This window comes from Mucilaginibacter sabulilitoris (assembly GCF_034262375.1).
Lineage (GTDB): Bacteria > Bacteroidota > Bacteroidia > Sphingobacteriales > Sphingobacteriaceae > Mucilaginibacter > Mucilaginibacter sabulilitoris.
In genome coordinates, this window is record NZ_CP139558.1 from 5661597 (window position 1) to 5674273 (window position 12677).

The window sequence follows — 12677 nt, forward strand, 5'->3', positions numbered from 1 at the left end:
ATTGATTTTTTTAAGCCCTCCTTTTTACCTCACATATTAATTGGACTTTTTCAGTGCCCTCCCATTTTGGAGAGGCTTTTTTTAATACATTTAAAAGTTATATATAATTATACCTTAAAAAAATAGACTTGAAAGCACATTACCGGCACTTGGCATCGATGGCTTAAGTCCCAGAAATTTAGAGTATTGTGCCACAGTAAGAGCGGTTTTAAGTTTACCAGATAAGCCGCTTATTAAGCTGGAAGATTTGCTGGCATACGCGGTTTTATCAGTATTAGCCAAAGGCATGATGCTGGCTTTACTTTTTAAATAATCGGTAACATCGGTTGAAACGGCAGGCTTTTGAACCGCAGTTAATCCTAATGCGGGCGTAAGTTTAGCCATAATAGCATCTTTAACGCCACTGATATTACTAAGCGACGGCAACGACGATGTACTTACATTTTTAGATGCGGCTGCGCTCTGCACCTTTTTTAAAATTCCTTGTGAAAAAGCGGCACTGGTTGTAATGCTTAATGCTAAAGCAACTAATAGGATCTTCATGGTAAATATGATTTTTAAGTTATAACCAAAAATAAATAAAAAAGGAAAACAAAAAACTATATATTCAGAATGATACATCCGGCTAACCTGGAATTTCATCTTGTAGTATCAGGCTCTGTATTAACACTGATAGTGCTCCTTGTTGGGAAATTAGCAGGCACCGGGTAAGTTACCTTACCTTTGGCAAGCCATTCTGTAGCCCTTATCAAAATTGTTTGAAAATCGATACTGCGATAACTAACGGGATATATATCACCTGACCATAAATGCCCCATGCTTGATGCATACACGTTTCCTTTTCCATATTTAACCACCCATTCAACCGGCCAGTTTTTATTGGTTTCAGCATCGAATGCGTATGATAATATGGTAACATTCTCCGCAGGGCCGCGGGCGTATTTATATAGTTCAATATCGGGCGTCACCCATTCGTTTGGAAACCCTTTGTTGATGGGATTGGAATTAAGTTTATGAATGAGCAGATCGCTCCTGTTACCGTGAAAAGTGCCCTCTCCCTCGCCGGGTGGAACACGTTGAACGGCTTTGTTTTTATCTATATAAAGCGCATAACCCGTTTCTTTTGAACGCCAGCCCATGCCTATCATACGATTATAAGCATCCCAATGAGCAAAGGCGTTATTGGCCGAATGAAGTATATATAATCCCCCACCCGAACTCACGTAGTTTTCCAGTTCCTCTTCTATTCTGCGCGGCCAGCGCAGGCTTGGGTTTTGAATATTGTTGGTGTTTTGAATTACAACATCGTAGTTTTTAAATCCGGGATCCCAGGTAGCCCAGGCGGTATCATTTACTGTTCCAGGCGCTGTAGAAACAGCAACCTCAAAAAGCCCCGATTTATCAAGTATCTTTTTTACCTGTTTGGTTGTTTGCCGCCAATCGTGATTGCTAAAGCCGTCAACTATAAGTACGCGAATGAGCTTATCATGATTATTCTGCGCGTAAGTTACAGTGCATAATAAAGCCAGCACAAGGCTGGCTATCATATTCTTCATTTATTTGTTATACGTTATTTTATAAATAGTTCCCTTACTGTCATCGCTCACATAAAGTGAACCATCGGAGCCTTGAGCCAGGCCGCAAGGGCGGTGGTCCGCATGGCCCGGATCTTTTTGCGGACCTGCAAAGCCATCGGCAAAAACCTCCCATTTACCATCGGGCTTGCCATTTTTAAACGGCTGAAAAACCACAAAGTAACCGGCCTGTGGCTCGGGAGCTCTGTTCCATGATCCGTGGAATGCGATGAAAGCTCCGTTTTTATATTTTTCCGGAAATTGGTTGCCTGTGTAGAACAATAGGCCATCCGGCGCCAGGTGGCCAGGATAAGCGGCTACAGGGTCGACATATTTAGCATCAGCTTCTTTCACACCATCTCCCCCATATTCGGGGCCTTGCATCTTTTTATGTTTTACATCGTCATAGTATAAATATGGCCAACCGGCATTATCACCTTCTTTAAGCGCGTACATACACTCGGCAGGTAATAGAGCCGATTGCTGAACGGTATAAAATTTAGGAAAAAGATCATGCAGGGCATCACGGCCATGCTGCATTACAAAAAGCTGGTTATCCTGTGTATTCCAGTCCAGACCAACCACATTGCGCAAGCCGGTTGCAAAACGCACGCCATCACTTTGCTTCTGATTTAACTTATCGGCCTTAAAACGCCAAATACCACCCGCCGAATCTAAAATAGGGCATCCTTTTCCCTGCGGATCAAACTCACTGCAAATATTTGAATACGCGCCTATGTTTACGTACAGGTTCCCGTCATTATCCAACGCTATGGCTTTGGGCCGGTGAGCTCTTTTTGTGGTGAGATTACTCACTACGGTTTCGGGATGTTCGGGATCAACTACCTCATTGTTACTGTTCAACTTAAAACGGTAAACATCACGATCTGACGATGCATAAAGATATCCGTTCTTAATTTGTATACCTGTTCCACTAAATGAGCCAAAGCTGGTTTTTATATCGGCTTTATCGCCATTATCATGTAAAACGACTATACCTTTACCGTTTTTAAGTCCGCCAAGGTGCACATAAATATCGCCCTGCGGGGTTACCGCCATGTGTCTGGCACCGCCCAGATTATCAGCAATGGCTGCTGCCTTAAATCCTTGCGGAAGCGTAAGGCCTGCATTATCTGCTACACTTTTATGCGTCAATGTGCTATCACTCTTCATTTTAAATGACAGCAATCCGCCCATTGCAATAATGGAAAAACAACATGTAAAAATTATTTTTTTGTTCATGATAGGTTAAATTGATGATGAAATAAAAACAACTATAAGCACCCTCAGTAAAAACGATGATATCAATTATAACAATTAAAATTTGTCGTCATTGACTTCTATCCAGAAGTTATCAGGGTCTTGTAGGTAAACCTGTTTAATACCGTCGGGCCTTAATTGCGGCGATTTAGAATCACCTTTCCAGTTCCCATATTTCACATGCATCTCGTCAAGGTGTTTTGTAAAATTTTGCAGATTAGGTACCGCATACGCAAAATGTGAATTGATATCGTGTTCGGTAACCGCCGCCGCGCCCTGAATAATATGCAGCTGATTATGCTCGCCGGTTTTAAACCACACGTGCTTGCCATCGTGAAATGGTTCGGGTATCACTTCAAGCTGCATCACGTCTTTATAAAACGCTGCGCTTTTAGCCATGTCTTTTACATAAAGCGCTACGTGATTAGCCCGGGGACCTCTTTGGGCAAATGCGTATTGCCCTGCTGTTAATGCCAACAGAATTAATAATGCTGTTTTTTTTATCATAATGTATTAAAGATTTAATGAATTAGCCTTTTGTTCAAATGTAGATACTAATTTCAACGCATAATAATTTTCCTTTGCATCTTTCCTGCTTTATATCATTATTGTTGCATGAAGGTTTTTATTAAATTTCTCATTTACCACATTTTGTTATACAATGCAGTTACTTCATGTGTTAATTACACCCGTTTTATTTAACTTGCAGCTAAATAATTAACCATCTGTCCAAATATTTTCCCATGAAAGCTTTAAACAATGGTGTTTGTAAAATTATCTTGCTTGTAAATATATTTTTGATACTTACGGGTACTTAAAATTTATCTTTCACAACTTATCGCATTATTATACAATTCTTGACCAGGCAAGCATTTCACCTTGTCACGTGCTATTTTTTGCATAAATTGTATTAAAAAAATCTATAACAGGTGTTATTTATGTCGACTAAAAGCCTAAATATGTTTGATCGTGTTATTCATTATATGAGAAACAATGGTCAGTTTTCAAAAAGAATAAAAAAAAGATATGAAACATTCTGGCACGATTCACAGGCAGAGGAAATAAGAAATACACCCATGAGCCAATACGACAGCATTGAAAAATGGAAAGCCGCTCCGTATTGGCAACGAAGGCTAAGCAATAAACATAATGCCCGTGAATTTGCCAAAAAGAACGGTTGTAAAGTACCCGATTTGTATTGGAAAGGTACCGATATTGAAAACCTTGATTTTTCAAAGCTACCGTCCCATTATGTTATTCGCCCCACCATAGGCCATTCCTGTAATCATGTTTTTGTTATGGATAACGGGCAAAATCTTTTTGATAAAAAACAGTATTCACACGAAGAGATAAAGAAAATTTTAAAATGGGAAGTGACTAAGAACCCCGTCCTGGAGTTTTTGGTTGAAGAGTTTTTGCAAAATGAAGAAGGAAACTATGCTATACTTACCGACTACAAATTTTATTGTTTTAATGGCGAGATAGCCTGCTTATACGCTATTAACAGATTAAGTCCCAAAAGTGGTTTCGGTACATTTTATGATGAGCATTGGAACCAGTTAAAAAAGGTACAGTTCAATTACCCCCCAATAGACAATCAAAAGGCACCACATTGTTTTAAGGAAATGGTAGAAACCGCTAAAAAGCTAAGCAAAAGCTATGACATGTTTGTACGTATTGACTTATATGCTACGGCTAAAGGCTGTGTTTTTGGTGAGTTTACACCCACGCCATCAATGGGAATGAACTTTACAAGTTTTGGTAAAAAGTTAATGTTAGCCTACTGGGATAAATACTGCTATGGTTACATTTAGTCTAACCCGATTTCAGGACACCTGATCCCGATTTGTTGCTTTATATACACATTCCTTCACAATAAAATTCCATTATGTTCTATTTGTGTGTACTAAAAAGAGGATCGCTTGGAATACACTTTATTAAAAAACACACAACTAATAAGAATATCCTATAATATATACAATAATACTTTCGAGAATAATTTGAATATCAAGTCATTTATTACACATACAGTGTATTTTTTTTGTTAATTATATTCAGCGTCAAAAATTCAGGCATGCATATTGTTAATTAAAATAATAATCTGCCTTGAGCGGGTTATTTTTAATTAATAGTAGTAGGGAGACTAGCAGGGGTGCTAATCTCCCTCTTTTTTATAAGGAGTCGTATCAGCGTATAGCAAAATTATTAGCACCGCGTTAATGGGTAATAATTTCCCCAAAACGTGCAAGTGAATTAAATAAATTTCTCAGAACGAGGAGGTGCTGTTATTTATTGAGAGGGCAAAAGAAATATTATTAATGATACACTTACGCAGTGGCTTTGGTGCGCCTTAATTCTTCAAATAATTCAATTATTTTTTTTTGCAGATCAATGATCTGGGCTTCATGCTCCATCAAACGCTTATTGGCTATTTCAAGTTCAATCATACGCTGCGGGTCTGGCTTACTCTCCTCTTCCAGGGTAATTAGCTCAATTATGGACATTTCAAATAAGCCTGCCATTTGCTCAAGCCTGGATAAACTAATATCCGTTACTCCCATTTCAATCTTTGATAAGGCTAGAATAGAAATATCAATCCGTTTTGCAACATCATCCTGGCTCCATCCTCTTTGATAACGCAGATATCTGATCTTTTTCCCAATTGTATTCATGTTACTAAAATAAACAGAAATTGATAAAAAATATTATAGAAAATAAAGATCAATTGCAAAACTGCTTGCAGCGTAACATCTCAGCCATCCACTGTAATAAATTATAAAATTTTATATCACGGATGTTCCGAAAACGGAGATGTAACAATTGTGTAAAATCTGCGGCAGACAGTCCTAACAATGTCATACTTAACTTAAGGTTAAGGTAATCCATTGCAATTATATTAATTTTACTTTTTGGGAGAATTGTTAACTGACAGGATCCAACCTATGTAACAAAGTTGTAGCAAAGACGAATATCGTCTGATTGAAAGCAGTTAAAAATGAGGAGAGGGCGTATATTTCAAAGTTAATATACAAACTTTACAATTTTATAAATTCATTATTACTTCATAAACAAACCTCATATTGGTATCATCACGAGCTTGTTTAAATAGTAATTGATGTTAAAAACACTATTTAAAGCTAACCGGATTCATCCAGGAACATCATTTTAATAAGATGCACCGGGCCTAAATGAACCAGGTTAAGCAAAAGGAACTTATTCTTCTGCAGAACAAAAAATAATTCCTAAAAAATCTAAAAAAACGTAACTTTCCTGCGAATTTTACGTATTATGTATATTAATTAATAATTAATACGTTGAGACTTATTTTAGCAGTCTTTCTTTAAGGTCGGCGTTTAATTGTGTTACCGTTATAATAGTTGAAAAGAATGATCAGCAGACAAAGAAAACGCGCTTTAAATATCATCAGATGCCATAAAAATGTGGAGGTTTTAAATTTGATCAAATCTGAACAAGCTAAAATTGAAAATCTGAAAAGCGAGCTATGGACTACACCCAGTCCTGAATTTATCCGCTATTTAAACGGCGACGTTTATATTATCAACGGTTTTACAAAACACCAGACTGTAAAAATTGAGCTTGAGGCATTGATGACAGCAATTGAAAAGGCTGAGTTAAATTTTAAAGATTATCATCGTCATCTGGATTCGTTATTGAACCAAATCAATGCTATTAATTCCCAGTAATTAACCGGCTTATCCTATAATATAATCCAAACGCTACTCAACATAATTTTCATCAGATATTAGTTTCAGCTCGTTTAAGGCGATTTTGAGTTGGTTAATTACCTCCCGGGGCGTTATAAACTTCATGCAAATATTATCTTCGCAACTAAGCTTTCCGCAGCCGGTACCATGATCACATGGAACTGACTTATTTAAGAGCAAAACCTGATCTTCAAAAAAACTAAATGGTTTCCATACATTTTTATTTACTGTGCCGCTGAACAGTACAATAACCTTTTTCTTTAATAAAGCGGCTATGTGCGAAAACCCGGAATCCAAACCTAAAAACAAGCTGCATTTTTTCAATATATAAACTGATTGAAGAATAGAGTATTTGCCAATGCACGGAACCACGTTTGGCATTGCCGAAATGATATTATGCTGTTCAACAGACAAATCCTGATTTATGCCTACTACATAAACAGGTATTTCTTTTGATAGCGCTTCAATTGTTTCTATGAAAAATTCAACGGGCCATTTTCTGGCCTGGGCACCTGTACCTATATGAACTACTAAAAACTGGCTCGGGAAATTCAGATCGGGAATTTCTTCATAAGGCATATCTTCCTCGTTCCAATAGTCAGATAAATGATTGGGAGGCAGCTTCAAATAATTAAAAAGGGGGTTAAACAATCCGGAAACATGCCCTTCATGTTGAAATGGCAATACAACATCTAACAAAGCCCCGCCGCCGCCAACATCATAACCAACGAACAACTTTTTACGAACAAAAAACTTTATGAAAAAGTTATTCCTCAGGTCGCCCCTTACATCGTATATTAAATCGGTTGTTATTTTACTTAACTGATTTATATAGCTTAAATAAGACGTCTTGTTATTCCTTGCAAAGTAAGGGGCATCTGCAATTGTTACCGAATCAACATATTTTAGCCTGCTTGCAATGGTAAAATTTTGACTGCTCACTAATAGATTAATATGATAACCGGTAATGCTCTTCAGCACTTTTATAGCCGGCAGCATAAGTATCATATCGCCGATATGTGCAAGCTGAACAATGGTAATTTTACTAAAATTTTGTGTGCTTAGCTTTTTATTCGATGCTTTGGGCACCGTCGTATACAGTAATCTATCAATTAGTTTAATCCTTTTTATTGTTTTCCCGGGCATATTGGGAGAAAACCTATACTTTATTTCTTTCATTTCAAGGTAGTTTTCGTATCATCTGTAACTTATAGGACTTATCACAAACAGGTTTAAAAATGACTAAGGAGGATTTTTTCGCTTAACGAATTTTAATAAGCGTTTACAGCAGTAAAGGCAGGGAATATTCGGCTATACTGTGCATGTAGCGGAACATATTTCAACGGCTAACCTGGGCAAGTTGCCTGATATATTTATTTAATTAACTGATCAGGGATCTGATTCCGGATTTTTTCGATTATTGACGTGGAGGAATATCCACTTACAAAGTCAATTGTTTTTACTTCTCCGCCATTGGCTATAACTTCCCTGGCGCCAATTATACTCTCAACCGAATAGTCTGCCCCTTTAACCAAAATATCCGGCATAAGCTTATTTATTAAGTTAAGGGGGTCATCTTCGGTGAATACAACTACTGCATCTACAAAAAACAACGAGGCGAGCAATGCAGCCCGGCTATTTTGATCATTAACAGGCCGGTCTTCGCCTTTAATACGTTTAACCGAACTATCGGCATTAAGCCCAACAATAAGTTTATCGCCAAGCGTAGCCGCCTTTGAAAGATAAGTAAGATGCCCGATGTGCAGTAAATCAAATACACCGTTTGTAAAAACCACCTTTTTTCCTTCGCATTGCCAATCCTGCAGGCGCAGTTTGAGTGTGCCGGCATCACTTATCTTGTTCAGTAATAATTGTTCAAGGCCAATTTCCATAGTTATTAAAACAGATTATCAACGGCTTTACAAAATATATGCCCAATCAATATGTGCATTTCCTGTATACGTGCGGTAGTATTTGAAGGCACAATGATATTCACATCACACATACCTTTCATTTTACCTCCGTCTTTACCCGTCAAGCCAATGGTTCTGCAGTTTAATTTTTGTGCCGATTGAAAAGCTTTTAAAATCCCCTCGCTATTACCACTGGTTGAAATACCTATAAACAGATCGCCGGGTTGCGCTAATGCTTCTAATTGCCTTGAAAAAACAAAGTCATAACCGTAATCATTGGCAATAGCAGTAATTGCCGATGTATCAGTAGTTAATGCAATACCTGGTAATGGTTTACGCTCTTTAACAAAGCGGCCGGTTAATTCTGCGGCAATATGCTGGGCATCGGCAGCGCTGCCGCCGTTACCTGCAATTAATACCTTATTCCCGTTTTTGATAGTGGTACTGATAAGTTTACTGCCTGCCTCAATATCTGCAACAAGTACTTCAATAATTTTTTTTATGGTGTGGTAATGCTCATTAAGTTCTTCTAAAACCATTTGGGCTGATGTTAATAGTTAATAAGATTTGGTTTGATATTCAAATTGTATTTGCACTGTTTACGCGCAGTTTTAAAGCAATGGTTTAACTTGCTGCTTTTTGCTTTCGGCAATATCCTTTATAATTTCTGCTACAGTGGTAGTGGCGCTTCCCATGTGGCGTATTACAATAGCTGCAGCATGATTAGCCAGCTCACATGATTCTTCTAAATTTAACCCGATGCCCAAAAAATAAGCTATGGTTGCTAAAACAGTATCTCCTGCACCTGTAACATCAAAAACTTCGGTAGCTTTTACAGGCAGGGCAATTTGATCATCCTCGCTCAAAATTACCATCCCTTGTTCCGACAGGGTAACTACTAAATAATCGGCAGCAGTTTGTTCAAAAACAACATTGGCGGCGTGTTTTAGGCCCTCCATTGTATTGATCCTGTCTATTTTTGCAGCTTCGGCAAGTTCTTTTCTATTAGGTTTAATAATATAAGCGCCTCTGTATTTAGTAAAATCGGTACCTTTAGGATCTATGATCACCCTTTTACCGCAATCTTTGGCTGCCTCAATAATCCGCTGGGTTAAAACCGGCGAAAACAAACCTTTGTTATAGTCAGATAAAACAACCAGATCGACCTCATTAATGCAAGCCATGATCTTATCCATCAGCGCATCTTCGATATCTAAAGGCAGTACATCTGTAACTTCTTTATCTAACCGTACCAACTGATGACTTCCGACCAGCACACGTGTTTTTACTGTAGTTGTTCTGTTATCCTCTTTAATAATAGTATCAATCTCCGTTCCTTCATCTGTTAATAACCGGATAAGCTGGTGTCCCATTCCATCATTACCAATTACTCCGGCAACAGTTACCTGTGCTCCCAGGGATACCAGGTTTTGCACTACGTTACCAGCCCCGCCCAAAGTGGTTGATTCGCTGTTTACATTAACAACAGGCACAGGTGCTTCGGGAGAAAGCCGGGTTGCGTTACCCCATATGTAATGATCGATCATCAGATCGCCTATTACCAGAATTGTTGGTTTTTTTGTTGGTTGCTGAATATAATTTAACGTGGCTGCATTCATAGGTTTTGCTTTTTATTTGTTAAGGGGATTCTGTTAATAAGCGTTTTCTTCTCCTTTTATAATATTGGCTACGGTCATATAAATTATTTTCAGGTCCATCCACATCGACCAGTTTTCAAGGTACCAGATATCAAATTCAACCCTCTTTTGCATCAAAATAGGATCTTTAGTTTCACCGCGGTACCCATTTACCTGGGCCCACCCGGTTATTCCTGATTTTAAAAAATGACGTACCATGTATTGGTTGATGATTTCACTGTATTCTTTTGTCATGTTCAGCGGATGCGGGCGCGGGCCTATAACACTCATATCGCCCAGCAGTACATTAAAAAACTGCGGTAATTCGTCGAGGCTTGTTTTGCGCAGGAAACGGCCGATCTTAGTAATTCGGTCATCGTCTTTGGTGGCTTGCTTATCCGTTTCATTATTCATTTTCATGCTCCTGAACTTATAGCATAAAAACGATTCATTATCCTTACCGCTTCTTAACTGTTTAAACATAACAGGCCCCGGGCTTTGTAGTTTTATAATTAACCCAATAATTGGATAAAGCCAGCTTAATAAAAATATGATCACCAATGAGCTGAATACAATATCAAATAGCCTTTTCTTAAACCTGTTTTCTACCTCTTCCAGTGGCTCGTTCCTGTTACTTAATACAGCAAACTCACCCATGTAACTCAGTTTTAAACTATCGGCCATTGAACCTGATATATCTGGAACCAGTTTTAAACGAAGGCAATGTTTTTCTGCTTCTCTTTGCAGGAAAGCGTATTCTCCAATCCGTTCAGGCGTCAGGGATACATATATATCCTTTATTCCGCTTTTTGCCGCGTAATCTATCTGCTCCATTATGGCCGGCAAAATTTTCCCTGAATTATCCAGGTATGAATTGTTTTCCTGATTTAAAAAACCCTCAAAAGCAAAATGATTATCACGATCCTGAAAAAAACCAGCCAATCGCAACCCCATTGAGTTTAAACCAATAACGGCAACCGGACGGGTAATCTTAAAGTGTTTTTTTAGATTACTTTCAAAAGTAGAGCCTACAAACCTTGTTGAAAGCATACCAAACAGCGTCACTCCATAAAAAATCACTAATTCACTAAATGATATGTGATGACTTGACAACATCACATACGAGAAAAACAGGATTGTGTACAGCAGAAAGCTCTTAATTGTTAACCGGTATATATCCTCCAGTTTATGTTTTACTTTACCGGTATAAAGGCCAAAAGTTATAGCAGCAAGTATCCATAGATAATTGGTTACTATTAATACACTCATGTCGATACCAGTTTTGGGATTAAAAAAACCGTCTACCATTAAAAATGACAGGTTGACAACTACAATATCAATAACCGACATTAGCAAATAAATCAGGTATAAGTAACGTGTTTTCATAGTGATTTGAATTAATGCATGTTATGATTTGGTTAGGGAGAAAACATAGTTATCTGAAGTACAACTATGTTGTTTATTCACAAACTGATAAAGTCTAACCCTATCATTTATGATTGTATTAATCAATAGCTTAAATACTTAACAATAATACAATTTAACCAGCTTAAAACAGGGCGAATTAAATCAATGGGTAAATAATGTATAAAAACGAGAAATAATGTACCGTTTTTGTGCACACTTGTTCAGGCATAAAAAACAGCTGATGAATGTTAACGGCGCTGGGCAGCCTTACCCAAATTAACCATAAATTTTTCACGGGCAGTAATTACAGATAAATAATACCTGATATAAAATACCACTATTTTTTCTGCTAAACGCAGGTCTCTGCCTTTTTTTTGAATGAGCTTAATACTTCTTACCGGCGGCCTGAGGTCATAAATAAAACTCATGATTGATTGGAATTTACTTTTATTGCCTGGTTTATCAAAACCAGCTTGTCCTCCGCCTACACGCTTTGCTTTGCTTATCAATTCGGTTATACTATGCCTAGCCGGATGATTAATTATAGCATCATCAGCATATTTAATATTAAAACCTGCATTACGGGCCCTTATTGACCATTCATAATCACCACCAGATAGCAGATTTTCTTTAAATAGGCCTATTTTATCAAAAACATGCCGATAACTAAACATATTTCCGGTAACACCGGTACCATCCTGGTTTACATACAGATCCTGATTAAAAGCATATATTTTTTCATATAGTTCAGCTTCTGTAAGCTTTTTTGAATGATAATATAAATTGATCCTGCCCGCTATCCGGTCACAATCACTGTTACCTTCTAAAAACTTTACTGCATTTGTTATCCAGTCTTTATCAGCAATGCAATCAGAATCTGTAAAACCTATGATTGTTCCTTTTGACAACGCTATACCGGTATTACGTGCAGCATATGATCCGGGAATTTTTTCTGTAATTACTTTACAATTTTCGGGTATAAAAAAACCTGCAGGAATTTTATCCTCCGTGTAGTTATTTACCACAATAATTTCAAAAAAGTTGCGATCATAGCTTTGTTCATTTAGCGAATTGAGACACAACGATAATCTTTCCCAATCTTTATAGGTTGGGATAATTATTGATACCATTTCTTTGTTCATAAGTTAAGGGTTTATTTAA

Annotated in this window: 13 protein-coding genes; 2 read left to right on the plus strand and 11 right to left on the minus strand. The window is 37.6% G+C overall.

The genetic code is table 11. The annotated features are described in order from the left end of the window. Window positions 1-114: 114 nt before the first annotated feature. The 4 genes from SNE25_RS24085 to SNE25_RS24100 all read right to left on the minus strand — a co-directional run bounded on the left by SNE25_RS24085 (window position 115) and on the right by SNE25_RS24100 (window position 3341). On the minus strand, window positions 115-543 hold the full coding sequence (locus SNE25_RS24085) for a hypothetical protein (RefSeq protein WP_321561572.1): 429 nt from the start codon (window positions 541-543) through the stop codon (window positions 115-117). 95 nt (window positions 544-638) lie between these two features. After that, window positions 639-1556: a ThuA domain-containing protein gene (locus SNE25_RS24090; RefSeq protein ID WP_321561573.1), complete on the minus strand. Its 918-nt coding sequence runs from the start codon at window positions 1554-1556 to the stop codon at window positions 639-641. Beyond that, the gene (locus tag SNE25_RS24095; RefSeq protein ID WP_321561574.1) at window positions 1557-2816 is read right to left on the minus strand and encodes a PQQ-dependent sugar dehydrogenase; all 1260 of its coding nucleotides are present in this window, start codon (window positions 2814-2816) and stop codon (window positions 1557-1559) included. A gap of 75 nt (window positions 2817-2891) precedes the next feature. Continuing rightward, window positions 2892-3341, minus strand: a complete 450-nt coding sequence (locus SNE25_RS24100) for a VOC family protein (RefSeq protein WP_321561575.1) — start codon at window positions 3339-3341, stop codon at window positions 2892-2894. 476 nt (window positions 3342-3817) lie between these two features. Between SNE25_RS24100 and SNE25_RS24105 the strand changes: the two genes are divergently transcribed. Beyond that, window positions 3818-4648 carry an ATP-grasp fold amidoligase family protein gene (locus SNE25_RS24105; RefSeq protein ID WP_321561576.1) on the plus strand — a complete coding sequence of 277 codons (831 nt, stop codon included), beginning with the start codon at window positions 3818-3820 and terminating at the stop codon, window positions 4646-4648. Between the two features lie 513 nt (window positions 4649-5161). Here the strand turns inward: SNE25_RS24105 and SNE25_RS24110 are convergent. After that, window positions 5162-5506 (minus strand): helix-turn-helix domain-containing protein, encoded by a 345-nt coding sequence (locus SNE25_RS24110; protein ID WP_321561577.1) that lies wholly within the window; start codon window positions 5504-5506, stop codon window positions 5162-5164. Between the two features lie 705 nt (window positions 5507-6211). On the opposite strand from SNE25_RS24110, the gene SNE25_RS24115 reads away from it, so the two are divergent. Beyond that, window positions 6212-6538, plus strand: a complete 327-nt coding sequence (locus SNE25_RS24115) for a hypothetical protein (protein WP_321561578.1) — start codon at window positions 6212-6214, stop codon at window positions 6536-6538. A 33-nt stretch (window positions 6539-6571) separates the two neighbouring features. Here SNE25_RS24115 and SNE25_RS24120 read toward each other — a convergent pair whose 3' ends face one another. The 6 genes from SNE25_RS24120 to SNE25_RS24145 all read right to left on the minus strand — a co-directional run bounded on the left by SNE25_RS24120 (window position 6572) and on the right by SNE25_RS24145 (window position 12658). Then, window positions 6572-7738, minus strand: a complete 1167-nt coding sequence (locus SNE25_RS24120; RefSeq protein ID WP_321561579.1) for a glycosyltransferase family 9 protein — start codon at window positions 7736-7738, stop codon at window positions 6572-6574. Between the two features lie 194 nt (window positions 7739-7932). Beyond that, a complete protein-coding gene (rfaE2, locus tag SNE25_RS24125; RefSeq protein ID WP_321561580.1) occupies window positions 7933-8451 on the minus strand; it encodes a D-glycero-beta-D-manno-heptose 1-phosphate adenylyltransferase in 519 nt (172 codons plus the stop codon). 5 nt (window positions 8452-8456) lie between these two features. Beyond that, window positions 8457-9011: a D-sedoheptulose 7-phosphate isomerase gene (gene gmhA / locus SNE25_RS24130; RefSeq protein WP_321561581.1), complete on the minus strand. Its 555-nt coding sequence runs from the start codon at window positions 9009-9011 to the stop codon at window positions 8457-8459. A gap of 72 nt (window positions 9012-9083) precedes the next feature. Then, window positions 9084-10091, minus strand: a complete 1008-nt coding sequence (gene rfaE1, locus SNE25_RS24135) for a D-glycero-beta-D-manno-heptose-7-phosphate kinase (protein WP_321561582.1) — start codon at window positions 10089-10091, stop codon at window positions 9084-9086. A 33-nt stretch (window positions 10092-10124) separates the two neighbouring features. Beyond that, window positions 10125-11495 (minus strand): undecaprenyl-phosphate glucose phosphotransferase, encoded by a 1371-nt coding sequence (locus SNE25_RS24140; protein ID WP_321561583.1) that lies wholly within the window; start codon window positions 11493-11495, stop codon window positions 10125-10127. A gap of 269 nt (window positions 11496-11764) precedes the next feature. After that, window positions 11765-12658, minus strand: a complete 894-nt coding sequence (locus tag SNE25_RS24145) for a glycosyltransferase (RefSeq protein ID WP_321561584.1) — start codon at window positions 12656-12658, stop codon at window positions 11765-11767. Window positions 12659-12677: the final 19 nt, after the last annotated feature.

Coding starts and splice junctions, on each gene's coding strand:
- SNE25_RS24085 (WP_321561572.1), bottom strand. CDS start 543: ATGAAGATCCTATTAGTTGCTTTAGCATTAAGCATTACAACCAGTGCC.
- SNE25_RS24110 (WP_321561577.1), bottom strand. CDS start 5,506: ATGAATACAATTGGGAAAAAGATCAGATATCTGCGTTATCAAAGAGGA.
- rfaE1 (WP_321561582.1), bottom strand. CDS start 10,091: ATGAATGCAGCCACGTTAAATTATATTCAGCAACCAACAAAAAAACCA.
- SNE25_RS24105 (WP_321561576.1), top strand. CDS start 3,818: ATGAGAAACAATGGTCAGTTTTCAAAAAGAATAAAAAAAAGATATGAA.
- SNE25_RS24100 (WP_321561575.1), bottom strand. CDS start 3,341: ATGATAAAAAAAACAGCATTATTAATTCTGTTGGCATTAACAGCAGGG.
- gmhA (WP_321561581.1), bottom strand. CDS start 9,011: ATGGTTTTAGAAGAACTTAATGAGCATTACCACACCATAAAAAAAATT.
- SNE25_RS24145 (WP_321561584.1), bottom strand. CDS start 12,658: ATGAACAAAGAAATGGTATCAATAATTATCCCAACCTATAAAGATTGG.
- SNE25_RS24095 (WP_321561574.1), bottom strand. CDS start 2,816: ATGAACAAAAAAATAATTTTTACATGTTGTTTTTCCATTATTGCAATG.
- rfaE2 (WP_321561580.1), bottom strand. CDS start 8,451: ATGGAAATTGGCCTTGAACAATTATTACTGAACAAGATAAGTGATGCC.
- SNE25_RS24140 (WP_321561583.1), bottom strand. CDS start 11,495: ATGAAAACACGTTACTTATACCTGATTTATTTGCTAATGTCGGTTATT.
- SNE25_RS24120 (WP_321561579.1), bottom strand. CDS start 7,738: ATGAAAGAAATAAAGTATAGGTTTTCTCCCAATATGCCCGGGAAAACA.
- SNE25_RS24090 (WP_321561573.1), bottom strand. CDS start 1,556: ATGAAGAATATGATAGCCAGCCTTGTGCTGGCTTTATTATGCACTGTA.